Source organism: Hymenobacter koreensis, assembly GCF_039541855.1.
GTDB classification, from domain to species: domain Bacteria; phylum Bacteroidota; class Bacteroidia; order Cytophagales; family Hymenobacteraceae; genus Solirubrum; species Solirubrum koreensis.
Genome location: NZ_BAABHA010000003.1, coordinates 29,024 through 55,143 on the forward strand (window position 1 = coordinate 29,024; position 26,120 = coordinate 55,143).

The following is a 26,120-nucleotide window of genomic DNA, read 5'->3' on the forward strand; positions in this document are numbered from 1 at the left end:
CCTCGTATCATTCTTATTCAGCACTCCAGCATTACCCATGACATACTTAATGGAGCAAACCATGCGCTGGTTTGGCCCGAACGACCCGGTTAGCTTAACCGACATCCGGCAGGCGGGCTGCACCGGCGTGGTGACGGCCCTGCACCACGTGCCCAACGGCGCGGTGTGGTCGGTGGAGGAAATACAGCAGCGGCAGGCGCACCTGGAGTCGGCGGGTCTGCGCTGGAGCGTGGTGGAGAGCGTGCCCGTGCACGAGCACATCAAAACCCAGCAGCCGGGCTTTGAGGTCTTCATCCGAAACTACCAGCAAACCCTGCGCAACCTGGCTGCCTGCAACATCCGGGTGGTGACCTACAATTTCATGCCCGTGCTGGACTGGACGCGCACCGACCTGAGCTACGCCGTAGCCGACGGCTCACGCGCCCTGCGCTTTGAGCGGGCTGCCTTCGTGGCCTTCGATGCGCTGCTGCTGCGCCGCCCGGGCGCGGTGGGGGAGTACTCGGCGGAGGAATTAAGCAGAGCCGAGGCGCGGCTGGCGGGCATGAGCCAAACAGAACACACGCAGCTGCAGCGCAACATCATTGCCGGCCTGCCCGGCAGCGAGGAAAGCTTTACCCTGGCGCAGTTCCAGCAGGCCCTGGACGCCTACGCGGGCATCGACGCCGACCGCCTGCGCGCCAACTTGCTTTACTTTCTAGCGCACGTGACGCCGGTAGCCGAGGAAGCAGGAGTGAAGCTCGTCATCCACCCCGACGACCCGCCGTACCCCATCCTGGGTTTGCCCCGGGTGGTGAGCACCGCGGAGGATCTGCAGGCGTTGTTTGAGGCCGTGCCTTCGCCGGCCAACGGACTGTGTTTTTGCACCGGATCCTTCGGCGTGCGACCCGACAACGACCTGCCTGCCAAGGTCCGCCGCTTTGCCGACCGCATCCACTTTGTGCACCTGCGCAGCACCCGCCGCAACGAGCACGGCGACTTTTTTGAGGACAACCACCTGGAAGGCGACGTGGACATGTACGCCGTGGTGCGGGCACTGCTGGAAGCCATGCAGCTGCGGCAGGAGTCCATTCCCATGCGCCCCGACCACGGCCACCAGATGCTCGACGACTTGCACAAAAAAACCAACCCCGGCTACTCCGCCATCGGCCGGCTGCGGGGCCTGGCCGAGCTGCGCGGGCTGGAAATGGGCATTGCCCGCAGCTTGTTTCCTGCCGCCGATTCGTCCCACACCGCTGCGGCGGCGTACGCCGCGCAACTCCACTCGTCCCCTACAACATGAGGCGCCTGACCGCGAGGAAAATCCACCTGTTGCTGGCCACGCTGCTGGCCGCGCTCGGCGCCGTTCACGCGCAGCAAAAGCAGCGGCTTACCGGCGGCTGGGAATTTGTGCGCCAAGACCTGGGCGGCGTGTGGGAAGCCGTACGCCCGGTGCCGGCCGGCGCCCCGGAAAGCGTGCCGCTCTGGGAGCCAGTCAGTCTGCCCCACTGCTTTAACGCCCGGGACGCCGTCGATCCGGACGTGAACTACTACCAGGGGCCGGGCTGGTACCGCACCCAGTTGACCCTGCAGAACCCGTACCCCGGCGGCCGCACGCTGCTGCACTTTGAGGGCGCGGGCCAGAAAACCGACGTGTACCTCTACACCACCAAAGTCGGCAGCCACGTGGGCGGCTACGACGAATGGAGTGTGGACATCACCGAGGCCCTGGCCGCTTTCCAGCAAACCGACGAAGCCAAAACCCGCTTCAAAGGCCTGGTGCCGCTGAGCATTCGCTGCGACAACTCCCGCGACCTGGAGCTGATTCCTTCCGACCTGTCGGACTTTAACCTCTACGGCGGCCTCTACCGCTACCTCAACCTGGAATACCGCCCGGCCGTGTCGCTGGAGCGCCTGATGGCCAAAACCGACGTGGACGCCGCCGGCAAAGCCGGGACGCTTTCGGTCAAAGCCGCCTTGCTAAACCCAGCGGCAGGCGGTGCTACGCCCGTGGCGCTGCGCCTGCTCGACCCGCGCGGCAAGTCGGTGGGGCAGTTTCGCGGTAACCTACAAGGGCAGGCAGGCGAGCAGCCGGTGCACCAGTTCAGGGTGAAGAGCCCGCGGCTGTGGTCGCCCACGTCGCCGCAGCTCTACACGCTGGAAACCACGGTGGGCAGCGGGACGCAAGCCTACAAACAAACCGAGAAGGTGGGTTTCCGCCACATTGAGTTCGTGGAGAAGGGTCCGTTCAAGCTCAACGGGCAGCGACTGCTGCTGCGCGGTACCCACCGCCACGAAGACCACGCCGGCGTGGCCGCGGCCATGACCGAGCCCATGATCCGCCGGGAAATGGTGATGATGAAGCAGATGGGCGTCAACTTCATTCGCCTAGGCCATTATCAACAGTCGCCCATCGTGCTCAACCTCTGCGACTCGCTGGGCATACTGGTCTGGGAAGAGATTCCCTGGTGCCGGGGCGGGCTGGGCGGGCCGGTGTACCAGGCCCAGGCCAGGCGCATGCTCACCAACATGATTCAGCAACACTACAACCGGCCCTCGGTTATCATCTGGGGCCTGGGCAACGAAAACGACTGGCCCAACGACTTCCCCGAGTTCGACAAGCAGAAAATCCGGGCCTTTATGACCGAGCTCAATGACCTCTCGCACCAGCTCGACCCGGCCCGCTACACCGCCATCCGCCGGTGCGACTTCTGCAAGGACATCGTGGACGTGTACTCGCCCTCGATCTGGGCCGGCTGGTACCGCGGCATTTACACCGATTACAAGGACGTGAGCCGCAAGGAATTCGAGGGCGTAAAGCGCTTCCTGCACGTGGAGTGGGGCGGCGACTCCCACGCCGGCCGCCACTCCGAGAATCCCGACAACGCCCTGGTCAAAGTCAGCCGGGGTGAAGGAGCCGACGAGCGCGCCGGCGACGCGTCGCTGTTCGGCGGCTCGGCCCGTGCCTCCAAGGACGGCGACTGGAGCGAGTCCTACCTCTGCAATCTGGTGGACTGGCACCTCAAGGAGCAGGAAACCATGCCCTGGCTTAGCGGCACGGCCTACTGGCCCTTCAAGGATTTCTCGACGCCCGTGCGCCCCGATAACCCCGTGCCCTACATGAACCAGAAAGGCGTGGTGGAGCGCGATTTCACTCCCAAAGAAGCGTTCTACGTCTTCCAATCCTACTGGACCGCGCAGCCCATGGCCCACATCTACGGCCACTCCTGGCCCGTGCGGTGGGGCGAGGAGGGCGAGCAGAAAATGGTGAAGGTGTACTCCAACTGCGAACAGGCCGAGCTGTTCGTCAACGGCAAAAGCTACGGCGTGCGCAAGCGTAATGCCCAGGATTTCCCGGCCGCCGGCCTGTACTGGAACGTGCCCTTTAAAACGGGTCCGAACGAAGTGCGTGTAGTGGCCCGCCAGGGCAAGCAGACGGTGCAGGACCAGATCAGCTTCCGCTACCAAACCCAGAAGTGGGGCAAGCCGGCCAAGCTCACCCTGGAGAAAATAGCCGACGCCAACGGCCTGGTTACCGTGGAAGCCAAGCTCTTTGACGCGCAAGGCGTGCAATGCCTGGACGCGGCCAACTGGCTGCACTTCTCTTTGGCCGGCGCCGGCAAGCTGCTCGACGATTTGGGCACCAGCAGCGGCGCCCGCAAGGTGCAGGCCTATAACGGCCGGGCCATCATCCGCCTGCAGGCCCGGCCGGGTCAGACGGCCGTGGCCGCCGCCTCGCCGGGACTGGATACGGTCCTGCTTCCCTTATAACCCACCCGGGTAGCACGGCATGCCATGCGGAACGAAACCGACCGATAACGCAAGCCTCGCCGCCACTTGCCGGCCACCCCTGCCTCGTCGCCTTCTTTTGGGGAGAGAACGGCCTCGAATGAAGCGGCAAAGCGGCGGGTCCGGTTCGACTAGTTCTGCATGGCATCCTTGCGAAGCCGCCGCGCCCGGTGGTCCAAGAGCCAGGCCCATTTCGCTTTTCATTTACATGAGCTACCGAATCCTTCTGCCGGCTGCGGCCCTGGCCTTAGTTGCTGCCCCCGCCGCGGGCCAGTCCTTTTCCCAGCGCAAGGTGCTGAAGCGGGCCGAAACCCAGGCCGCCATCCTGCAACGCCAACTGCCGCCGGCCATTCAGCAGCAGGTCGCCGCCGCGCCCGGCAAACCCGTACCGGTCTCGCCGCGCAGCCTCACGCCCACCGGCGAGCTGATCGTGGTGCCCGCCCGGGACTGGACCAGCGGCTTTTTCCCCGGTTACCTCTGGCTGCTCAGCGAGGCCACCGGCAAAGCCCAGTGGCAGGCCGCGGCCCGGGAGTACACCGCCCGCCTTGAGGGGGAAAAAACCAACGCCACCACCCACGACATGGGTTTCAAGGTGTATTGCAGCTTCGGCACGGGCTACCGACTCAGCAACGATCCGGCTTACCGCGCGGTCATCCTGCAGGCGGCCCGCACGCTCAGCACGCGCTTCTACCCCAAAGTGGGTTCCCTGCTTTCCTGGGACCACAGCCGCGACAAGTGGGCCTTTCCTGTCATCATCGACAACATGATGAACCTGGAGCTGCTCTTTGCCGCCACCCGGCTCAGCGGCGATTCTACATACTACAAAATCGCCGTAGCCCACGCTAACACCACGCTCAAAAACCACTTCCGCCCCGATTACAGCTCCTACCACGTGGTGGACTACGACTCGGCCTCGGGCCGGGTAACCAAGCGCCAGACCCACCAGGGTTACGCCCACGAGTCGGCCTGGGCGCGGGGGCAGGGCTGGGCGCTATATGGCTACACGCTGTGTTACCGCGAAACGAAAAACCCCGTCTACCTGCGGCAGGCCGAAAACGTGGCCCGCTTTATCCTGACCCACCCCAACCTGCCCGCCGACGGCGTGCCCTACTGGGACTTTAACGCGCCCGGCATCCCGAACGAGCCCCGCGACGCTTCGGCCGCTGCGGTTATTGCCTCGGGCCTCTACGAGCTGAGCACCTACAGCCCCAACGGTGCCGAGTACCGTCGCCAGGCCGACCGCATGATGAGCAGCCTGGCCGGTAAGTACTTGGCCAAGCCCGGCGGCAGCCGGGGTTTTCTGCTGCTGCACAGCACCGGCTCCAAGCCCGGCGGCACCGAAATCGACGTGCCCCTGAGCTACGCCGACTACTACTTTATGGAAGCCTTGCTGCGGCGCAAAAGCCTGGCCGCGGGGGCGGCGCTGCCAGTGCAGTAAACCGCTTTCCCGATGCCATGAAGAGGAGACGCACTCAATCAATAAATGGATTGTAGCTAAGGAGTCGCTGCCGGGTAAAAGTCAGCCGCTTGAACGAAGCAACGAAAAGGCCCGCCAGCGTCTGCTGGCGGGCCTTTTCGTTACCGGTCGAGTACATTTGGACTGCTCAGGGCGTCACCGTGATGTTGGCGAAACCGCTGCCGGCGTTGGTCACGCTGTTGTTGGCGTACACGATGTTGCCGTTGGCCGAGCCGCTGGTTTGCTGGATGTTGAAGCCGTAGCCGCTGGCGCCCACGTTGCAGGTGTTGCCGGAAAACTTGTTGTCGCGGCCCCAGCCGGTGAGGGCCACGTGGGTCTGAAAGCCATCAAGGCGGGCGGTGTTGCCGTTGTTGCCGCTGATGGTGTACCCGTTGCCCTTCACATCCATCCAGGAATCGGCGTAGTTGGCGCCGCTCATGCCCGCACCGTTAAAAGTGTTGCCCGACACGGTGCCGCCGGTGGTGCCTTCTTTCACGTCGATATGCTCGGCGCGCACGTCGGGGCCGAAGGTGTTGTTTTCAATCCGGTTGTAATCGGAGCGGTCGGGCGTGGTGCTGCTGCCCATGTAAGTGCTCCAGTTGCTCTTGGCCGAACCGATGTAGGCACCCTCGCCGTAGCCCGCCGTAACGGTGCCCATGTTCTTAATTTCCGAGTACTTGAGCACGTTGTACTTGCTGTTGGTACGGAAGTGGATGCCTTCGTCGCCCATGTCGCGGATGCTGAGGCGGTCGAACACGTTGTTGTTGCTGTTGTCGGTCATGATGCCCTTCTTGGAGTTCGTGACCGAAAAGCCCCGGAACTCCCAGTAGTTGTTGCCCAACAGGTTCAACGCGGCTTTGCCGCTGCTGCGGGAATTGGTTTGCAGAATGGCCAGGCGCGTGCCCGTGACGATGATGCGGCTGCTGCTGGTGCCGTGGCGCCCGGCCGGAATGCTGAACTGCCCGGTGTAGGTGCCATCGGCCAGGCTGATAATGGTGCCGGCCGTGGCCGTATTAAGGGCGTTCTGCAGTTGGGTGGCAGTGGAGACGGAGACTGTGGCCGCTTCGGTACGGGTGCCGGCCTCCAGGGCCGCAGAGGGGGTAGGTTCTGGAGTGTTTTTGCCGCAAGCGGCGAGCAGCAGCGTGGCTGCGAGGAGGTGGTAAGTGGAGCGCATACGAGGGTTTTGGTTGGGTTAGGGAATGGCGGGCCGGGACCCGGAAAAAGCAAAGTCAATAAGTAGCCTAGGACCCGCTCAAACGGGTCCCGAAACAGGTATTTAAGATCGTGGGGCTTTCCCCGAGTGGTAGAACCTACTGCGCTTCGTGCGTAGGGTCGGGGCAGCGAGTAGGAAGGCAGCCGCCTGCTTAATAAGAAATTTACCTGCTGCCTGACCTAAACTTAGTTTTTCTCCCAGCGGCTTCCTCGCTTCAATCCGGATTTATTAGCGTTATCGTTTACGGAAACGTTTACGCTCCGGCTTCTCGCATTGCGCCCACTCAAGAAGCTCCGAAAGCTGCTGGGTGCGGTCAGTAATTCATGTGTGTTTTGGCCACCGGGATTCCCACGGCAGGCCTTAAGCCAGGCTCAGCAAAGCCGGACCGCGGGCGGCAATTGTTTTCCAGCCCCTGCAATGCTGGTGGGCAGCACCCCAAAGCCTATTGGAGTTCGTGCAGCGCCACGGCGTCCATGTCGGTGTACGCGCGGTTCTCGCCGGCCATGCCCCAGATGAAGGCGTAGGCCGCCGTGCCGCAGCCGGTGTGCACCGACCAGGGCGGGGAAATGATGGCTTGCTCGTTGCTCACCCACAGCGAGCGGGTGGCCGTGGGCTCGCCCATGAGGTGCAGCACGCGCTGGCCCTCGGGCAGGTTGAAGTAGAGGTACGCCTCCATGCGCCGGTCGTGGGTGTGGGCGGGCATGGTGTTCCACACGCTGCCGGGCTGCAGCTGCGTGAGGCCCATCACCAGCTGGCAGCTCGGGATGCCCTCGGCGTAGATGTATTTGTAAATGGTGCGGCGGTTGGCCGTTTCCAGCGCGCCCATCTCCACGGGCGTGGCCTCGGCCCGGGTGCGGCGCGCGGTGGGGTGCACCGCGTGGGCCGGCGCCGAGAGTAAGTAGAACTTAGCCGGCTGCCCGGCGTCCTGGCTGCGGAATACCACCTCGCGCGACGCCTTGCCCACGTAGAGGCAATCCTGGGGGCCCAGCGCGTACGCGGTGCCGTCCACGGTTACCTGGCCCGCGCCGCCTACGTTCAAGATGCCCAGCTCACGGCGCTCCAGGAAATACTCGGCTTTCAGGCTCGCGGGGTTGGGCAAGGCCAGCGCCTCGGCCGTGGGCATGGCGCCGCCGATAATCATCCGGTCGTAGTGCGAGTACACCAGCTCGATCCGGCCCGGCGTGAACACCCGCTCAATGAGAAAGTCAGACCGCAGTTGGTCGGTCGTCAGGGCGGCGGTTTCGCGCGGGCTGCTGGCGTAACGGGTTTGCATGAAGCTCAATTAACAAAAAAGGCCAGCCAAGGTAAATTCGGCATCAGGTGCCTGGGCTGCTGTATCCGCTGCTTGAAATTAACTGGTAGAATGCAGCCAGCCTTATCCAAAGTAACACGGGGCCCAGTAACGCGCCAAATGGCTGTCATCGGGCACTGCATCCACACTGTTTGCTTTGTATGGCCGGAAAATCCGTTAGGTGCTGTCATTCGCTTTGCTTGGATACAACCGGGCATCAAGGGTTGTGTTTCAGGTAAACAGCTAACTCTATACTCATAGCCTTTTGCATTAGGTTTCTCTCCCTCTTTTGCCAAAATCGTTAGCGCAGGTTACTTTAGCTAAAGGATTAAGCCAAACCGCACATGGCAGTTAGTAAAAGAACCTCGAGAACAGTGGTTTTGGATGCATTGACAGGGAATGAGTCCGAGGTCATTGGTGGTTCCGCCAAGGCCGATGTTTTTGACGCGTCCCTATGCTTTAGCTGCGGAGAGCCGTTGGCATGGCACGAGCAAGCCTGTTTGGCTGAAAAGGTAATTCCCGAGGCAACGGAGGCAGGGGCTGCTTTTTTCTCACCCCTTAAAAACTCGGTTTTTGCTTTTGCAATCGGCCAGCCTGTAATACCGGGTACCGGTGTTGGCCCCTGTACCGTCATCTGGCGCGGCCATGTCAAGGCCCGCCTTCGCCGAACCGGTCTTGTACACCGGCTTAACGTGTACCAACTTAACGATGGGTTTTGGGACTGCTACTACGAAGCGGAGTTGCAAGCCGCTTGCTAGCGGCTTGATTTCCGGGGAAACAGGTCAAAGCAAGGACTGCAGAACTGCGTGATTTGTTGTGTAGGTACTGCTTGAGATGTTGCATTCGCAGCAACTCAAGCAGGCTTTGGTTCGAGTGTAACGACTAACGCATACCTGTTAGTCCCCCTACCTACGGGGCTCAAAAGTGGTTCGCTAACCAGCGCCACAACGAGATTCAAAAAGCATGAAGAGTTGCTCTTCCTAAGGATCTTCATTAAATGCTTTTCCCGGTCGCAGTCCGCCGTGGACCGGAGCTCTGGTAGGTTAGGGCGCTGATTGACTTAATGTAGCTGGCCTAATCAGCCTACGGAACAGGCAATGCGTGGCCTCTTCCTTGCTTGTATTTACGCCAGCTACCAGCCGGCCGAAACGTTGCTGACCTACTTGGTCTTTGCCATCATATTAGAAGGCGTTAACCTTAGAGTTGGCGAATGATCTAATGAAGATGGGCAAGCTCTTCATGCCTTTTGTTGCACACGCCAATCGGGGGCTTTAGGGGAGGGAGTGGGCAGTTCGCTTTGCAACATTCCTGTACCTACCGGGACGCATTGCCCCTTCGGTACTGGTTCGGGTAGAGGCAATTCCAACACCCAATCACGTTTTGCAGGCAGCGGCCAGTTGCTGCTCTTCTTGGCTGGCATAGGCAATCTGCCCGTTCTGCTTGTAGAACATGCCCCACGCGAACAAAAGGCGCTTTCGAGCTTGTTCAGCTGGTCGTCCATGAAGCGGAGCAATCCGGTTCCTCGGCCTAGCGGAACACGGCTTCGGGATTTATTTGCTGGCATGCAAAATGGGCTAAGCCAAAAAACTCCAGCCTAGCTTGTTTGGCGCTTGATGCTGAGCACGCGGTCCAAGGTTTGAAAGAGTTCGTTTTCGTCGAAGGGCTTGGCCACGCAGGCCTGCATGCCGGCGGCGAGGTACTGCTGGGTGTCGGACTCGAAGGCGTTGGCCGTCAGCGCCACGATGGGCACGCTAGCCCGGCGCTGGTCGGGCAGGGCACGGATGGCGGCTGTGGCTTGTAAGCCGTTCAGGCCCGGCATCTGGATGTCCATCAGAATGGCGTCGTAATCGGCCGCCGCCGCCAGGGCCACGCCTTGCTCGCCGTCCTCGGCTTCGTCCAGTTCCACCCCCCAGTCCTCGAGGATCATGCGCGCCAGCAGCCGGTTGGTTTCGTTGTCTTCCACCAGCAGCAGGCGCATGCCCTGCAAGCCCACCCCAACGGCGGCAGATGCTGCTACTGCCGCCTGGGCCTGTGCGGCCCGGGGCAGGGTAATGGCGAAAGCGAAGGTGCTGCCCTTGCCCTCGGTGCTCTCGACCGTAAGCGAACCGCCCATTTGCTCGATCAGTGCCCGGCTGATCGAGAGGCCCAGGCCAGTACCGCCGAAGCGGCGGGCCGTGTCGGCCTGGGCTTGGGCAAACGAGTCGAAAATGTGCGCCAGCTTATCGGCCGGGATGCCCACGCCCGTGTCGCTGAAGCGGAACTCGACGGTGATGGTGTCGGCCGTTTCGGCCACCTGGTAACCCCCGGCCGTGATGCGCCCGCCGGGCGGGGTGAACTTGATGGCGTTGGAAAACAGGTTGAGGATGACTTGCCGCAACCGGTGCGCGTCGCCCACCACCCAGGAATTAGGGCAGGACTCGTGCAAGCGGATGGCTTCAACTTCAATGCCCTTCTCCTGCGCCTGCGCAAACAGCGGCCGGGCCGCCTCGTAGAGCATCTCGCACACGTCGAACGACTCGGACACCAGCTCCAGCTTGCCCGAGCTGATCTTGGCCATGTCCAGCACGTCGTTGAGCACGCCCAGCAGGTGGCGCCCCGAGGCCTGCACGACCTGCAGCAGCTCTTGCTGGCGTGCGTCCAGCGGCGTCTTGCCCAGCTGGGCGGCAATCCCGAGCACGCCGTTAAGGGGCGTGCGGATTTCGTGGCTCATGTTGGCCAGGAAGTTTTCCCGCGCCTGGGCTGCCGCTTCGGCGGCTTCTTTGGCCTGCTTCATCTGCTGCTCGGCCAGCACGCGATTGGTGATGTCGTGGGCGTGCGAAATGATGTAGGGGGCCTGGCCGTGCTCGCGCATCACGAAGTTGTGGTAGAGCAGGTGGTGCACCTGCGCGCTGCCGCTCGGCCGCACCCGCAACACGCCCTGGGCCTCGCCTTCGCGGGCCATCTGGGCCAGGTACGCGTCAAAGTGCGGCTGGTCCTCCGGCAGCATGAACTGACTTACCGAGCAGCCCAGCAGCTCGGTTTCGGGGCGGTCCAGCAGGCGCGACAGCGCCGGGTTGGCCGACAGCACGGTGCCCTGCAGGTCGTAGGTACAGATCAGCGCCTGCGCGTACTGCATCAAGTCCCGGTACCGCTTTTCACTGCCCATCAGCGTAATCTGGGCTTGCTTCAGGGCCGTGATGTCGGTGCTTACGCCCAGTACGTGGGGCGAGGCCCCGCACCGGGGCAGCGGACTCTTGACGGTGTAAAACCACCGGGCCGAACCGTCGGGCATGGTCAGCAGGTCCTCGGCGTCAAGCGTCTGGCCGGTGGCCAGCACGCGGGCGTCGAGGGCGGCGTAGCTGGCCAGTTCCTGCAGGCGCTGGTCCTGCAAGGGTTCCGGCAGCTCTTCGGTGGCGCCCATCTGGGTCTGAAGCTCGCGCATGGCCGGGTTGGCGAAGAGGATGTCGCCGTCGGGGTCGCGCACGTACACCACGCTCCGGGTCGTGTCGAGCAGCTGCTGCATGAACTGCTGCTGCTCGCGCAGGCGGGCTTCGCTGGCCTGGACCGCCTCTTCGGCCGCCACGCGGGCGGTGATGTCGGTGCCGTAGCCAATCACGTACTGCAAGGCGCCGGCCGCGTCGCGCACGGGTTGGTAGTGGCGCAGGTAGTGGCGCGGCGGGCCGTCGTTTTCGGGGGTGGTTTCCTGCCAGCTTTGCGGCCGCAGCTCAGCGACGGCCCGCCGGAAATGGGCCCGCCGCGCGGCGGCAATGTCCGCCTGCCAACCTTGGTGGGCTACGTAGGCGTCGACGAACTGGTCGAGCAGCGCTGCCCGGGCCCCGGCATCGGGCACGGCCTGGGCGTTCAGAAACAAGTAGCGCCCGTCCGGGCGAAACACCGCAATCTGGCTGGGAATCTCGTTGAGGACCGACTCGTAAAACCGGCGCTGCTCGGCCAGCTTGGCTTCGGCGCGGTGGCGCTCGGTGACGTCGCGGACGTATACCAGCAGGCCCGCCGCCGGAACCTGCAAGGGCACAAAATCCAGCTCCAGCCAGCGGCCGTCGGCGAGGGCCACCGGGTAGCGCGGGTCCGGCTCGCCGTCAGCCCGCCAGGACTCGGTGCGGCGCCGGAAGGCCTCGGATTCGGCAACCATGGTCTGTACCACCGCCCGCAGGCGGTCGGCGGGTTGGCCCGTCCAGTAAGCAGCGCCTTCGGCCAGCCCCCAAAGGCGGCAATACGATTCGTTTAGAAACTGCACGCACCCGGCCGCGTCCACGAGCAGTATACCGTCGGGCAGGTGTGCGGCGACGTGAGGTAGCCAAAACTCGGCGCTGACCGGGGGCAGCGCGGCAGAAGGGGACGGGAGGGACATAGAAATCGGCGGCGTGCAGCCCACCCAACCATAGTTGCGCAGGGGCTGGCTGCGCAGGGTCGGCAACGGCTACGGGTAAGCCCGTGCAAGTTAAGGGTTTCGCAGCCGATGACGGGGTTTCGCCGGGCACGTCTGCTACCTGCGCTACCCGGGCCGGGTACCTGGTCCAGAACAGGAATCCGCTTGCGATCTATTGCGAGGGGTGGCGGTCCAACTCAAGCTGCCCACCACCTCCATCCAGCAGGGTGCGGGAGCTTAAGTTGAGGCTGCGCAAGGTGGGCAGTTCCTCCGACCCGCAGCACAAGGCTAAGGAAATCAGCGATGAGCCGGCCCCTGATAGCCAATCCATAATCAATTGCTAAATTTTATAGCAAAACGAACTGCCAATTAATTTAGTAATCTCGTGCCTTGCCGGACCGGCGTCCCTTCCGCCGGCCCGCCGGTATTTTCGCCTTGGTCGATTGCAACAATTTTTACGTCTCCTGCGAGCGGGTGTTCCAGCCTAAGCTAGAAGGCGTGCCCGTGGTGGTCTTGAGCAACAACGACGGCTGTGTGGTGGCCCGCTCGGCCGAAGCCAAGGCCTTAGGCCTAAAAATGGGCGACCCGTACTTTCAGGTGCGGTCGTTGTTGGTGCGCCACGGCGGGCAGGCCTTTTCGAGCAACTACGCCCTCTACGGCGACATGTCCCGGCGGGTGATGGGGCTGCTGGCGGCCGAAGCACCGGCCGTGGAGGTGTACTCCGTCGACGAATGTTTCCTCGACCTGCGGGGCATGACCCGGTGGGTGCAGCCCGACCTGGCCGCGCTGGGCAAACGCCTGCGCCGGCGCGTACACCAGCACACCGGAATCCCCACCTGCGTGGGCATCGCCCCAACCAAGACCCTGGCCAAGCTGGCCAACCGCGTGGCCAAAAAGCGGCCCGAGCTGGCCGGCGTGTGCTGGCTGCAGGACGCCGAATTGCGCGCCTGGGCCCTGGAACAGGTGCCAGCGGAGGACGTGTGGGGCGTTGGCCGCCAGTACGCCCAGAAGCTCCAGGAGCAGGGCATTACCACGGCCGCGCAGCTCGCGCAGGTGCCCTTGGGCTGGGCCAAGCAGCAACTCGGCGGCGTTGTGGGCCAGCGCCTGGTGCGCGAGCTGCAGGGCTTTCCCTGCCTGGCCCTGGGCGAGAGCGAGGACGGCACCCGCCAGCGGCAAAGCTTGTGCGTCTCGCGCTCCTTCGGCGGCGCGGTCACGACCTTCGACCAGGTGTGGGAGGCCCTAGCCAACCACGTGACCCGCGCGGCCGAGAAGCTGCGGGCCCAAAGCTCGGCGGCGCACCTGCTCACCGTCTTCGTAGAAACCAGCCGCTACGACGGCACCCCGCCACCACACTCGCGCTCCACGGTCGTGACCCTGCCTGCCGGCACGGCCGACACCGGGCTGCTGCTGGCCCAGGCCCGGGCGGCGCTGCGCCGCATCTTCGGCCCCGGGGCGCGCTACGTCAAGACGGGGGTGGTACTCGGCGGCTTCGAGCCCGAGGGGCAGCGCCAGCTCGATTTGTTCAGCCCCCCGCCGGCACCGGTGAGCATCGAGGAGCCGCGCGCGGCGGTGCTGGCCGCGCTCGACGGGCTCAACCAGCGCTTCGGCCGCGGCACGGTCACCTTGGCCGCCGCGTTGGTGGGCAAGCAGCAACCGCCGCCAGTGTGGGCCACGCGCTTCGAGCGGCGCAGCCCGGCTTACACCAGCTGGAGAGAATTGTGGACCGTATCGGCCTGAGCTCAAACCCGTTGCCGGGCCTTTGGTACTTTGCTAAACCTCAACTTTTTTATGGAAACCAATGCCCCTGTACTTATGCACGTAACCACTGAATACGACGCGCTGTTGGATGCGCTGGTGCTGCGCATCCACGCCGAGGGCTACCACTCCTGGGTGATAACCCACGCCGCCGCCCGCTACCGCCGCGAAGGGCCCGACTCGACGGCCCGCTACCTGGCCATTCGCTACCTGGCCAGCCGGCCGGAGGAGGTCCGGCGTATGGGCCGGGTGGTGGTAACGGAGCTGATCAAGGCGGCGCTGGAACAAGACGGGGCCCGCCGGGCGGCGTAGTGGTACGGCGTCACGCCCCGCGTTTCGCCAGGAGTGCCAAACCGGAGTGGTACCACTATTCCTTTTGCGGGTTGGTAGCGCGAGCGAGCGAGGACGGCAGTCGGTAGCATGTTCGAACACGCAACCAACCGCTTCAAATAAATGCGGCTATTTCATCCAATTGAATATATAAATTATTGTAAAATTCAGTAGCATTGCTGGAATCCTACCCGTGTTTGAATCCGCTAGCACCGCTGCATGCTCCGCTTATCCCGGCCGCTGGCCGTCTTTGATCTCGAAACTACCGGCACCGATACGGTCACCGACCGCATCGTGGAAATCTCCATCCTGAAAATCTTCCCCGACGGGACGCGCGAGACGAAAACGCGGCGGCTGAACCCCGGACGTCCCATCCCGGCCGGTGCCTCGGCCGTGCACGGCATCCGCGACGCGGACGTAGCCGGCGAACCGACCTTCAAGCAGCTGGCCAAGGGGTTGTACGCCTACTTGTCCGGGTGTGACTTGTGCACTTTCAACGGCAAACGCTTCGACGTGCCGCTGCTGGCCGAAGAATTTGCGCACGCGGGGTTGGATTTTCCCTCTTGGGACACCTCCGTCATCGACGTGTCCGACATCTACCGCGTGTTCAACCCGCGTACGCTCGCAGCCGCCGTGGCCCAGTACCTGGGCCGGGACCACGCCCAGGCCCACAGCGCCGCGGCCGACACGGCGGCGACGTTTGAGCTCTTGGAGGCCTTGGCGCACGGGCCTTTGTCGACCTTTTTGCAGGCGAACGAGCAGGTCTGCGCGGAGGACCTATTCTGCGCCAGTGGCCTGAGCGACTTGGGCGACGGGGTGCACCACGGCCGTTCCCGCACCATCCGCATCGATCCGGCGGCCAAGTTGGTGCGCAACGATCAAGGCACCATCGTGTGGAACTTCGGCAAGCACCGGGGCCTGCCGGTCACCGACGCCGACCCGGGCTATATCAAGTGGGTCATGGGCGACAGCTTCCCCGAGACCACCAAACTGACCGTGCGCAAAGTGCTCGAGCGCGTGGTGGTGTAATCGCCCTCACTTTTCCCTGCTTTGCTCGTCGATTCGAGCTGGAGCAGGCGATGGGAGTAACGCTGCTTCACCTATTCTTTTTTGCCACATCACCTCATCCTATATGCCTATTCCCGGTACCCCTGTAGATCAGCACGGCCAACCGCTGCCGTTGTTTCACCGCGCCAACAACGCGGCCAAAGCCGTGGACCAGCTCGTGGGCCTGTGCACCGGCATTTTGGCCGACGGCGAGGTCAGTGAACGCGAAGCAGTCTTTTTCGCCGAGTGGGTGCGCAAACACGCGGCCGAGGAACCGGTATGGCCGCTGACGGCGGTGCTCCACCGGGTGGAGCGCATCTTCGAAGACGGGGTGTGCGACGCCGAGGAGCGGGCCGAACTTCAGGAAGTGATGGAACAGCTCTGCGGCTTTGCCCAAGCGCCGACGCCCACCGCCGAAACTCGTTCGACCGTCTTGCCGCTGTGCGTGCCGCAACCCCACCCGCTGGTGTTTGCCGACAAGCAGTTCGTGGTCACCGGCAAGTTTGCCTTTGGGGCCCGCACGGCGGTGTTTGAGGCCATCGACGCCCTGGGTGGCCAAGCGACTGACGCGTCCCCGACCCGGTCGACTGACTACCTGGTGGTGGGGGTATTCGCCAGCCGCGACTGGATCAACACCAGCCACGGCCGCAAGATTGAAAAGGCGGTGCAGCTGCGCGAGAAGGGCACGGGCATTCGCATTCTCTCCGAGGATCACTGGCGCCAGTTTGTGGGCTGATGCCCCGCCCGCGGTTTCCGCATTGCTTGCATGTTGGCAGCGGTTCTGGTTTGCTGCCGAGCGAATGTGCTGGCAGTTACAGGACCCGGAGCAACCCAAGTTGAATCATTCCTTTTGACCATTTCCTATGCGGCCCTATGCCGTGGCGGAAGCCTCTCTACCCTCTCTTATGGAAGACTTTTTACTCGACGGAGAAGAACTCCTTGATTACACGCCCAACCGGGTCGTCCTGCTCACCTCGAACCGGATTCGCTACAACGCCGCTAACGCCAGCGAATCGCATTTGGTCTCGATCATGTTGGAGAAGATCAGCGCCTGCGAGGTGCGCTACCAAAGCCAACCACTATTAGGGATAAGCGGCGCACTACTGGCCGTGGTCGGCCTGCTAGCCTTCTTCCAACCTGGCGATGCCCAGGCGTTTGGGGCCGGGGCGCTTGCGGTCGGGTTGCTGTTGGTGCTGGCGTACTTGGCCAGCCGCCGGCACATCATCAGCATCACTTCTGACGGCGGCACGCGCTTGGCTTTCGCCACTAAGGGGCTGAAACGGGAAACGGTGATTGCTTTTGTGAACAGCGTAGAAAAAGCGAAACACGAGCGCGTGGAGCGTTTGTATCAGCTGAGCGGGGGCGTACTGGCGTGACCCTTCCTGGCCTGCTGCTTCAACAGTTGAGAGCTAACACGAACCCGCCGGCTGCAATGGTATCAGTACGCATAACATGCGCACGCTCTTGCTGGCTGCCCATTCCCCGGTGGTATAAACGACCGACTACTACGCGCGGGCATCGACTACCGCGACCCTTGGTAAGCCAGACTGATATGGGGTGGGGCATTGAGGTTGAATCAGAACGCATCTATAAACTCCTCCATTGATATGAATGCCACTTTGTTAGCGAGCGCGTTGGGCCTCGCGGTATTGGTCCTGCTATGGCAATTGCTGCGTTTGCGGGCTGCTGGGCAACGCCGCCAGTCGTTGGAGGCAGACCACCGAATTCAGTTGGAACAACAGGCCGCGGCTGCTGAACACCAGCAACAAGCCTTGCGCACCGAACACCAACAGCAGTTACTGCGCTACCGAACCATCGTGGACGTCGAGGCGGAACGGGCACGCATCCAAGCCGACACCGCTGCCGAGCAGGCACAGGTGCTGGCTCAGCTGGACACGGCGCGTCGGCAAGCACAGACAGAGCAGCAGCGCGTGCTGGCAGAAACCGACGCCAAGCGGCAGCAGATACTGGCGGATCTGCGCGCGAAAGAGGCCGGGTTCCAAGCCGAGCAGCAGCGGTTGCTGGCGTCCATGAACGCGCAACAGTCCGAAGCCGATGCCTTACAGCAGCGCTTGCAGCAATTGCGCAGCGAGCTGCAAGCGCTGGATGAGCAAGCCGACCTGCAGGGGTTTGGCTTCTACCAGCCGCGCTATTCGTTTGACACCTCGGTCAGTTACCAGTTGGAGCTGCAACTCATGCGCGAGCAGCAGAAGCGCATGATAGCCGCCAAGACGGCCGCCACGTGCGAGGCGGAATGGACCGTCAACGGCAGCGTCGCCGAAGGCCGGAAGCAAACCAACCAGACGCTCAAGCTTATGCTGCGGGCTTTCAATGGCGAATGCGACGCGGCCGTGGCCAAGGTCAAGTACAACAACGTGACCGTCATGGAAGCCCGCATTCGCAAGGCTTACGAGGTCGTCAACTCGCTGGTGGTGGTGCAGCAGGCCACGCTCGCACCGACGTATCTGGAGCTGAAACTGAAAGAATTGTACTTGGCTCACGAGTACCAAGAAAAGCTCCAAGCCGAGAAAGAAGAGCAGCGGCAAATTCGCGAGCAGATGCGGGAGGAAGAGCTGGCCCAGCGCGAAATCGAGAAAGCTAAACTGGATGCCGAAAAAGAAGAAAAACGCTACGCCGACGCGTTGCGCAAAGCGCAGGAAGAAGTAGCCACGGCTAATGGAGCCAAGCAGGCTAAGCTGCTGGCCGACATCGAGCAGCTGCAGCTCAAGCTCGCGCAGGCCAGCACCAACAAGGAACGCGCCTTGTCGCGGGCCCAGCTCACCCGCTCCGGGCACGTGTACGTTATTTCCAACATCGGCTCGTTTGGGGAAGATGTGTACAAAATCGGTATGACCCGCCGCTTGGAGCCTATGGACCGGGTACGTGAACTGGGCGACGCGTCGGTGCCGTTTCAGTTCGACGTGCACGCCATCATCTATTGCGACGATGCCCCGGCGCTGGAGAACACGCTGCACTGGGCCTTCCACGCGCGGCGCGTGAACCAGGTCAACTACAAGAAAGAGTTTTTCCGCGTGTCGCTCCCGGAAATCGCGGAGGCGGTGCAGGTGCACCACGCGGTAATCGAGTTCACTTTGGCCGCAGAGGCTGCGGAGTACCGCAAAACGCTGGCGGTATTGAACGCAGCGGAACAAGCGGGAGCTATGGCGTTGGCAAATGGTAACTAATCAATGTGTAGATGCTGAGCGCTACGGTAGCGTGGTTGATTCAATTACCGAGTTCTACCGCCGCAACGGGCACCGCCGGCAGCATGCTCTGCTTGAACTGATTCCTGCCATAACACAACACGCAGCTGTCAACCGGGAATACAACCGGTTGACCAGTGCCGAAATCAATCTGTTCAGGTTTTTCGCTCCCGGAGAAACCACCCATAGCCGCTTGCTGGCTTTCTTTTTGAACCCTCGGTCGCAGCACGGGCAAGGAGGGCTTTTTTTGGAGGAGTTTTTAAAAGTGCTCGGCATTAGGCAGCCGCAATGCGGCGCCGGCCATACCTGGACCGTTACTGCCGAACAAGGACGAATCGACGTGCTGCTCAAGCGCGCTCATCCCCACGCGGTGGTGGTTATCGAAAACAAATCTAACTACGCGGTCGATCAACCCCACCAGTTGTATCGCTATTGGTACCGCGAAATCCATCGGCAGCAGGTGTCTCGTCATCGATCAGCTGAGGAAATTGCGCAACCGCCGAAGGACAGTTACCGCATGGTATACTTGGCGCCGGCCGCGTGGAAGCGGCCGGACGAACAATCCATGCGAAAGCCCAAAGAGTGGGAACGCTTGACCTGGGCCGCACATCTACCGGAAGTAATTCCCATGGAGCCGGAGCAGCATTTGTTTCCGGACCTGGTCGTGCAGTGGCTTAGCAATGCCCTGCCGCGTTTGCCCGTCGACAACCATCGCCTCCGGGAGTTTACCCTGCAATACCTTCAATTCTGGAAAGCTCATTAGTGTCCATGGAAACCCAAGAATTAGCACAAGCCGTTCGCCTTTTTGACACGCTGGATAAGTGGGAGGCCTTCATTGCATTAAGCCGGCAGACCGAGAATCTGATGCGGGTTATGACCCGCACCGTAGTTGCCAGAGCGCACGCCTACTTTCATCAGGAGCACACGGTACCGGGGTGGTCCTTCAAACAGGAAGGGACCGATCGAATGGCCATGATTTGGTACCTGACCGCTTTTGGGGACCGCTCCGTTTGCTTGGTACTGGCCTGGGGTGGGGAATTCGTGTTGGAGGTTCGCAGCAACGAAGCCTACGCCATCGCTGAAGCGACCCGGTTGCTGCAAAACACCGAGTGCAGCAGGCTTATGGACTGCTTTGAACGGATTGATGTATGGTGGGAAGGACGCTTTATGGGGCGTGAAAAATTCAATTTCAGCTTCGGAAGTGTGTCCGATGGTCAATACGAACCACTTCATCGCCAGCGGCCAACTCGTAAGGACTCAGACACCGGTCAAACCCAAAAAATACCCGGTCACGGGCATCCGCCCGCAACTCGGCTTCCCAACTTCCGGGAAAAAAGCCCTCGTTCTGCATCAAAGGAATTCCCTGGCCACTACGGTCAATCAGCAATGGCTGGAGCACCTTGGTAGACAAGGCAAAATGCATTGAAAAGGTAATCGTAGCCGGAGTGGGACTCGTATGCATAAGTGGGCTAGCGGGAAGGATAATACTTGAGTATAAATGCTGAGCCGTTTTCCGAGAAGAGCTGGCGCAAGGCCTGCTGCTTGGGGTAGGGTTTTCCGGTCGGGGTATTGGCTAATGCTTGCCGCAGTTTCAGGTAGGGGTAATACCGGTCGTACAGTTCAAAGTGATCGTGCACGAATTGCTCTAACTGCCCCAGGCGATCGGAGGTATGGAAGTAATCGAGGGGGTCAATGACGCCGTCGAAATCGGTTCCGATGGCTATATGGCGCCACACGTCGCTGGCCGGCGATGCGGCGTGCACCATGTGGGAGAGGTTGCGTACGAAAGGCGCCACCACCACGAAGCGATCGATGAAATCCTGCGGGCTCACGCCGGCGGGCAAATTGACAACCCCGGACTTCAGGTGGTGGCTAATGGAGTCGGTGAGTAACTTGTGAATGCGCAGCCGTTCCTGCCACGCTTCGGGCAGTCGGGTGCCGAGGGCCCGCTGCTCCACGGTCAGCCCGATCAGCCCGTCGGACTGACAAATAATATCTACCTCCTCGTCGGCCAGGTTGATGCTAGAGGGTTGAAAGTAACCGGCGCGGTGCTGGGCGGGCGTGGGCACTTCGCTGGCGCGCAGGTAGGTAAGCGTATCCCGACGCAAAGGCTGGGGCTTGAAAAAGTCGCGGTAGAAATACGGGGTGTTCTCGATGGAGAAACCGGCCTTGGCAATGAGCAGGGAGCGGATGACTTGGGAGCCCGGATGCGTGGAGAGCGTGAGGGTCGGCGAGAGCGTGTCCAGTCCTGACGGGGTTTTCCAGCGCCGGAACTCATCTTCGTAGAATGCGGCCGGGTTTTTAAACTCCGCGTAATTATCGGCTCGGGGACGCAAGGCGGTGGCCAGGGCGAACCGGAGGCTTTTGCCGCTCATGGCCGCGTGCGAGACCATGATGGGAATGTGATCACCCTGCGCGCGGCGGTGTTTAAGCAGGGTGTAGTATTCCAAGCGGGTTTTGATCCCGGAATGCCGGATATCGATGAGAATCCGCCCGTTCTTCTTGTCCAGCAGCTGCTCAACAACGAGCTTGCCTAAGCCCTGGGGATCGTCGGAGGTACTGCCGGCCAACCCGTTGTCGTACACCACCGTGTAGGGCTTGGGCTCGTCGGCAGAAAAGCCAGAAATACCGGTAATTCCGGTGGCCGGCATTGTGTTGCCGCCTTCCCGAAACCATGTGAACCGCGACAGCCAGTGGAGCAGTTTGCCCGGGCTGCCCTCGATGTCGGTTCCCTTGCCGTGCCCCGAGAGTTTGTTCCAGATCAGGTGCGAGAGGGTGACGAACATGACCGGGTGTTCCCACTGCTTGAGGGTGGAAATATTGGCCTTTAACTGGTCGGCATACGCTGCCTTGGTGTCCGCTACCAACAACGTTTTATCCAGACGCGGCTGCGGGCCAAAGAGCGCGTGCCCCCCCTCGATGCTCAGTACCAAGCCCGTTTGCCCGGGTGAGAGTTGGCGTATCTCCTGCGCCGACTTAATCAGTTTGATTTTTTCGCCCTCGCGCGGTTTCTCGGGATCAACCTTGGCTTGGCGCTGCAAAAACGCATATTCCGCCTGTAAATCGTCAAAGGCCGTAACGTAGGGGTTGCGCAATTCCCGGCGGGTGTGGGCCGGCAGTCCAATGCCTATGCGCCGCCCCACGGACTTGATAAAGCGGTTAAACCACCGGGCGTCGTCGACCAACCCCCGCTCGTAGCCGTAGAGCGAGGTGCAGATCAGGCGGTAAGTACCCAAAGCGCCCCACTGCGACTGCCGATACCCCGCGAAAGAAGAGAAAGCACCTTCTTTTTTGCGCTTGCGTTCGCCCCGGGTGTTAAGGGTCCACGCCAAGTGTTCATTGCTATGGCGGGCGGCCTGCAGCTGTTGCGCAGCCACTTGATCATCAGGCGTGCCTTTCGGTACCTGAACCCCTGCCGTGTAGGGCTTCATGGTCGTGTGGTTGTGAAAATCCACGTACCCGCTGCGGGTCGAGTCAACGGGATAACGCGAGGAAATGTTGGACGGCACCTTCAGGCCGACGCAGCCAGCGGCTCCAATTCCCAGCAAAGAGAGGTAGATTTGTTTCATAGGTAAACGGTAAGGCAAAAATTACTTTCGTATGAATGGCGGTCCAACCGCGACCGCCCCGCAAGTGCAGGATGCTTTCGGTCAGGGTGCGGGGCTCACTTAGGGCTTGGAATACGGGCTTCTCGGAACTCCCGGCTCCACAGCGCATGGGGATACACCGGTAGCCCTTTTTTGGGCAGGCGAACGTTATCGAAGTCGCCGTGGTACTGCGGCCCGAAACTTCCCGAGGGGCCAAAGCCGAACGCCTTGAGGGTGACGCGTCGCCGCATGGGCTCGGGCACGAACCCCGGGTCGAAGGTGGCCAGCACGAAGTTGTGCCAGCGGCCCAGGGTACGTTCCATGGGGGTCAGCGGGTCAATCAACAGCCGATCAATGGCCACGAGCAGCGACCCGTCCACCGGCACGCGCAAGGGGGGAAAGTGCGCGGGCAGCACCCCCTGCAGCATGTTTTCGTTGACCTCACTGTAAGGATGCAGGGTAAGGTTGTAAAAGAGGGTCTGGGGACGCTGCTGCAGATAGGGCACCACCTTGTAGCGAAAGTCCTGCAGGTTGCAGGCGGCCGCCATGTACACGATGTGGTCGACCTGCAACTGGTCTCGCCGTTCCTCCAGCAGCTGGCTCATCACGATCGCGCCCATGCTGTGCCCGATGAGTGTTATAGTGGGCCGCTGGGGCCGTAGCTTCTGCTTCCCCGAGCTGCCGAGGTGAGCAGGGGACGTAGGCAGCGGGGACGCCCAGGTTGCATCGGGCTGACGGCTGCGCCACTGGCGGTAGGCCTCCAGGCTGTCGGCAAATTCCAGCATGAGGCCGGGGTGAAACAGGTAGGGCACGGTTTCTTCGCGGCGGCTGGCCCGCTGTACGGCATCGCGTAGCGCCAGCTGCTTGTCGGCGCTCGTAGCCGAATCGGGCTGCAGGGCGGCCCGGGGCATTGGGCGGTGGTACATGGTTTGGGTGCGGCGCAGCATGGACCGCCAGGCCGGGCGCCCTATGACCTCACCGAGTAACACCGTGGCTGCCCGCGCGGGCAGCCATTTCATGGATTGGGTGAAATGGTTGTAGAACGGGCTGGTGTTGCCCAGCGCGGAGTCCATCGAGAGCGGCATGGCCGTGGCCGGCCGGGCGATGAAGGCCCGCAGCAGATTGTCGCTCTGTAGGTTGACCGCATCCACGGGCTCGTTGTTGGACGCGGGGTCGAGCAGCAAGAGCCCGGGTTCAAACCGGTAAAAAGTGGCGGGGTTGCCCGTGGCCAGGGGCCACATGCGTGGGGCATCGCTGGCGTACTGCTTGGCATTGAGCGGAAAGCGGGTAACCCCCCGGCCTACGTCCGCCAACAAGTTGCCGGCTACCAGTCCCATGCCTCGTCGAAAACCCGAAAACCCGTGCTCGAAAAAAGAGCGGACCGGCAGTACTTGGCCCTGGTTGGTAACCAAGTGCTCCCCGTAGGTGGAGAGCAGGCCGGCGTTCCAATTTAAATACAAAAAGGCCGTGTCGGCCGAAGCAGACCACAGCTTCAGCCGCTCGTCTTGCTCGATGGCGACCACGCGCCCCATCCCGGCCTTGAAGGACACGAGCCCGCCGTGGGTAAACACCACCAGGTGCCGGGGACGCTGCCGGCGCAGGGAGGCAAACATCTCGTGGATGTAAACCGAGGCATCCGTGGTGGCGCTTCGGTGGGGAAACAGGGCTCGTTCGCTGCGCTTCAGGCCTTTCAGGGAGGTAATCAGGCGGCCGTCCCCGGAAAACTGCAGCACTCGCAAACTCAGATCGTTCACGGGGTGGACAAGGAGCGCCGCTTGGGGAGCCCGGCAGCTGCCGCACAGCACCAACAAGGCCGCCGTTGCAAGGGGAAGTACACTAGGCGACACGGGCATCGAAATAAAAAAGAATGAAAGCCGGAATTACTGTAGCGGATTAATATTACACTTGTGAAATTATAATAACCAAAGGATGCAGCTTAATTATTTCAATGTGAATCCCAGGCGATCGCATAATAAAACAGCCGGCGTCCACGCTTATGGACGGGCCTTGGTCCAACCGGCAATGAAAAGCTCCGGAACGTGCGCACCTGCGCTTCGTGTAGGGAGGGGAACGAACGTCGGCTCCCGCGGCTGCGTTAAGTCCCGGCTTATTCCTGCGTTTCGCTGGGCGTTGCAGCTGCTGCTGGGCTTGGGCTGCCTGCGTGCGCAGGCCCAGTACGAAGTCCGGGACGTAGTTTCCACAACCTCGCTGCAGCTGGGGGCCTCGCTGCTGGCCACCCTGGAGTTCCAGCGGGGAGCCCCGCACCTGCGGCTGGGCTTCAACGCCGGCGCCGGCGCCCCGGCCTTTGAGCGCCTGCTCTACCCCACGCTCAATCTGGAGTGGCAGCTCTACGGGGGAGGAATCGGCACCCAGTCGGGCGCCCGCAGCGGGCGCTGGTTTTCCAGTGATCTGATCGGGGCGCTGACCCTTACCAGCGGGCAGGGCTACGCGTTTCGGGAACGCCGGAACGCCGAGCTGCGGGTGCGCAACCGGCCCCTGTACTACTTCACCGACCTGGTGTATCCGGCGCTGCAGAACCCCTATGCCTACTCGGCTTCGGTCGGCACGGTTCTCCTGCTGGCCGGGGACGCGCGTAAGTCGCGCCGGCAGCGCATCGGCTACCTAGGCGTGCAGGGAGGCGGGGCCTTTCTGGGCTACTACAACGACGGCGGCGGAATGCAGAACCTGGGCCTGGGCGATGGGGAAGACCGCTATTTCACCGGCGGCGGGTTTCTCGGCCTCAGCCTGCCGCGCACCCGCGAACTGGACCACGTGCTGCTGAGCTACCACAAGTTTTCCGGGTATTCCCCCAACGCCTTCGAAGTGGCCAGTGACCTGGACCAAGGCTTTGTCAACTACAAAGACGCGCAGCAGGAATACTTCAACAAAAGCTACCTCAACGTGACCGCCGGCAGCGTACGGCGCGGCTGGACGGGCTTTTGGCGGATCAACAACCCTTACAACCGGGTGGATGTGCAAAACACCATTCACTACGTCGGCTACGACGCCTACCACCACATTCCGTACCCGCGTTACCCGTCTTTTGGGGGTAGCTACGTCGGGGCGCGAACCAGCATCGGGATCCAATGAAACAGGTACTGATCGTCCTGATGGCGGTGTTGCTGGCCAGCTGCGGCATTGCCCGCCGGCTCAAAAACAAGTATTACACTATGATTACCCCTAAGCTAGCGGCAGAACTTCTCAGCCAGCCCGGGACCGTGGTGGACAGCGTGGTGCTCGACCAAACCTTTTCGTTGTACGTGCGGCAGGTTTGCCGGCCCCGGCCCCCGGCCGGTTACTACGCCTCCGGCCGCCCGGACCAGCCGGCGTCGGTCGAGCGCTGCGATTGCGATGATCCAACCCGCCCGGGGGAGCTGGAAAAACTGGAAATCCAGTACCTGCTGGTCTCGGCGCAGCGCAACCGGTTCGTGTACCTGACCACCGTGCCGGCGGACGTAAGCCAGGGGTCCCTGCGGTATGATCGCCCCTTGTTTCGGGTGGATAACTTCGTTAACCTGGGCTCGGTCAACACCTTTTTTATCGGCCGCGTATCCGGGGGGGAGCTTCAGTTCAACCGGCTGGGCGGCAAACCCCGCCCCGGGGTGTACCCGGGGCCGGAACGGTGGTTGTTTTCCCTGGCTCCCGGGGGCAGCGTGCTGACGCTGGACGCCCTGGCGCAGGAAGGGCCGGGGTACGGCAAGTACTCGATTCCCGGACGCGTGCTGGCCTTAGCCCCGCGGTTTTTCCGCAAAGACGCGTGGCGGATCGGCGCCAGCCTGCGTTTCTGGGCGCCTACCTTGGAGCAAGCTAACGTCTCCTACTTGCGCAACAACGTCCTGTATTGGGTGCGGGCCACGAATGAAAAAGTCCCCGACGAACTCATCGCGCGCTTTACCCAGCCTTTCCCCGGAACCAAGTACACGGCCCTCTTTTTCCACGGCGAGCGCGTCATGGGCTTACCGGTAGCCCCCGGCCGGTAGGCCGCCACGTGGGTCCTTGGCACGCGATTCCCAAACCCCGCTGATGGACAGAGAAAGTGCATGCAAAGCCTCCCCCACGGGTCGAACTACGCGATTACGGATTGACGCTGAAGCGAAATTTTATCCG

At 62.2% G+C, this 26,120-nt stretch carries 18 protein-coding genes; 13 read left to right on the forward strand and 5 right to left on the reverse strand.

The features are described from left to right. Positions 1-37: 37 nt before the first annotated feature. The 3 genes from uxuA to ABD903_RS08555 all read left to right on the forward strand — a co-directional run bounded on the left by uxuA (position 38) and on the right by ABD903_RS08555 (position 5,203). Positions 38-1,279 (forward strand): mannonate dehydratase, encoded by a 1,242-nt coding sequence (gene uxuA / locus ABD903_RS08545; protein ID WP_345223265.1) that lies wholly within the window; start codon positions 38-40, stop codon positions 1,277-1,279. Then, positions 1,276-3,747 carry a glycoside hydrolase family 2 TIM barrel-domain containing protein gene (locus ABD903_RS08550; RefSeq protein WP_345223267.1) on the forward strand — a complete coding sequence of 824 codons (2,472 nt, stop codon included), beginning with the start codon at positions 1,276-1,278 and terminating at the stop codon, positions 3,745-3,747. The genes uxuA and ABD903_RS08550 overlap by 4 nt, the downstream gene beginning before the upstream one ends. 226 nt (positions 3,748-3,973) lie before the next feature. Next, a complete protein-coding gene (locus ABD903_RS08555) occupies positions 3,974-5,203 on the forward strand; it encodes a glycoside hydrolase family 88 protein (protein ID WP_345223269.1) in 1,230 nt (409 codons plus the stop codon). A 166-nt stretch (positions 5,204-5,369) separates the two neighbouring features. On the opposite strand, the gene ABD903_RS08560 is transcribed toward ABD903_RS08555, so the two are convergent. From ABD903_RS08560 to ABD903_RS08570, 3 genes are all read right to left on the reverse strand, one after another. Next, the gene (locus tag ABD903_RS08560) at positions 5,370-6,395 is read right to left on the reverse strand and encodes a right-handed parallel beta-helix repeat-containing protein (RefSeq protein ID WP_345223270.1); all 1,026 of its coding nucleotides are present in this window, start codon (positions 6,393-6,395) and stop codon (positions 5,370-5,372) included. 481 nt (positions 6,396-6,876) lie between these two features. Further along, positions 6,877-7,707 carry a 5-dehydro-4-deoxy-D-glucuronate isomerase gene (kduI, locus tag ABD903_RS08565; protein WP_345223272.1) on the reverse strand — a complete coding sequence of 277 codons (831 nt, stop codon included), beginning with the start codon at positions 7,705-7,707 and terminating at the stop codon, positions 6,877-6,879. 1,612 nt (positions 7,708-9,319) lie between these two features. Beyond that, entirely contained in the window at positions 9,320-12,073 is a 2,754-nt protein-coding gene (locus tag ABD903_RS08570) for a PAS domain-containing protein (protein WP_345223275.1), read from the reverse strand. Positions 12,074-12,481: 408 nt separating this feature from the next. Between ABD903_RS08570 and ABD903_RS08575 the strand changes: the two genes are divergently transcribed. The 8 genes from ABD903_RS08575 (at position 12,482) to ABD903_RS08610 (ending at position 19,833) form a co-directional block, all read left to right on the forward strand. Further along, on the forward strand, positions 12,482-13,828 hold the full coding sequence (locus ABD903_RS08575; protein ID WP_345223277.1) for a Y-family DNA polymerase: 1,347 nt from the start codon (positions 12,482-12,484) through the stop codon (positions 13,826-13,828). A 75-nt stretch (positions 13,829-13,903) separates the two neighbouring features. Next, complete coding sequence (locus tag ABD903_RS08580) at positions 13,904-14,158, forward strand: hypothetical protein (protein WP_345223279.1); 255 nt, start codon at positions 13,904-13,906, stop codon at positions 14,156-14,158. A gap of 237 nt (positions 14,159-14,395) precedes the next feature. Then, complete coding sequence (locus ABD903_RS08585) at positions 14,396-15,205, forward strand: 3'-5' exonuclease (protein ID WP_345223281.1); 810 nt, start codon at positions 14,396-14,398, stop codon at positions 15,203-15,205. A gap of 103 nt (positions 15,206-15,308) precedes the next feature. Beyond that, entirely contained in the window at positions 15,309-15,959 is a 651-nt protein-coding gene (locus ABD903_RS08590) for a BRCT domain-containing protein (protein ID WP_345223283.1), read from the forward strand. A gap of 169 nt (positions 15,960-16,128) precedes the next feature. Further along, positions 16,129-16,599 (forward strand): hypothetical protein, encoded by a 471-nt coding sequence (locus tag ABD903_RS08595; RefSeq protein WP_345223285.1) that lies wholly within the window; start codon positions 16,129-16,131, stop codon positions 16,597-16,599. Between the two features lie 231 nt (positions 16,600-16,830). Continuing rightward, the gene (locus ABD903_RS08600) at positions 16,831-18,408 is read left to right on the forward strand and encodes an SNIPE associated domain-containing protein (protein WP_345223286.1); all 1,578 of its coding nucleotides are present in this window, start codon (positions 16,831-16,833) and stop codon (positions 18,406-18,408) included. Then, a complete protein-coding gene (locus tag ABD903_RS08605; RefSeq protein WP_345223288.1) occupies positions 18,398-19,189 on the forward strand; it encodes a PDDEXK-like family protein in 792 nt (263 codons plus the stop codon). The genes ABD903_RS08600 and ABD903_RS08605 overlap by 11 nt, the downstream gene beginning before the upstream one ends. A gap of 5 nt (positions 19,190-19,194) precedes the next feature. Then, positions 19,195-19,833, forward strand: coding sequence for a hypothetical protein (locus tag ABD903_RS08610; RefSeq protein ID WP_345223290.1), 639 nt, complete (start codon positions 19,195-19,197; stop codon positions 19,831-19,833). A gap of 62 nt (positions 19,834-19,895) precedes the next feature. Here ABD903_RS08610 and ABD903_RS08615 read toward each other — a convergent pair whose 3' ends face one another. After that, positions 19,896-21,995, reverse strand: coding sequence for an amidohydrolase family protein (locus ABD903_RS08615; RefSeq protein ID WP_345223292.1), 2,100 nt, complete (start codon positions 21,993-21,995; stop codon positions 19,896-19,898). Between the two features lie 95 nt (positions 21,996-22,090). Beyond that, entirely contained in the window at positions 22,091-23,767 is a 1,677-nt protein-coding gene (locus tag ABD903_RS08620; RefSeq protein WP_345223294.1) for a hypothetical protein, read from the reverse strand. Positions 23,768-24,143: 376 nt separating this feature from the next. Here ABD903_RS08620 and ABD903_RS08625 point away from each other — a divergent pair, with 376 nt between their 5' ends. Both ABD903_RS08625 and ABD903_RS08630 read left to right on the forward strand, forming a co-directional pair. After that, complete coding sequence (locus ABD903_RS08625; RefSeq protein WP_345223296.1) at positions 24,144-25,103, forward strand: hypothetical protein; 960 nt, start codon at positions 24,144-24,146, stop codon at positions 25,101-25,103. Continuing rightward, positions 25,100-25,993: a hypothetical protein gene (locus tag ABD903_RS08630; RefSeq protein WP_345223298.1), complete on the forward strand. Its 894-nt coding sequence runs from the start codon at positions 25,100-25,102 to the stop codon at positions 25,991-25,993. The genes ABD903_RS08625 and ABD903_RS08630 overlap by 4 nt, the downstream gene beginning before the upstream one ends. Positions 25,994-26,120 lie beyond the last annotated feature (127 nt).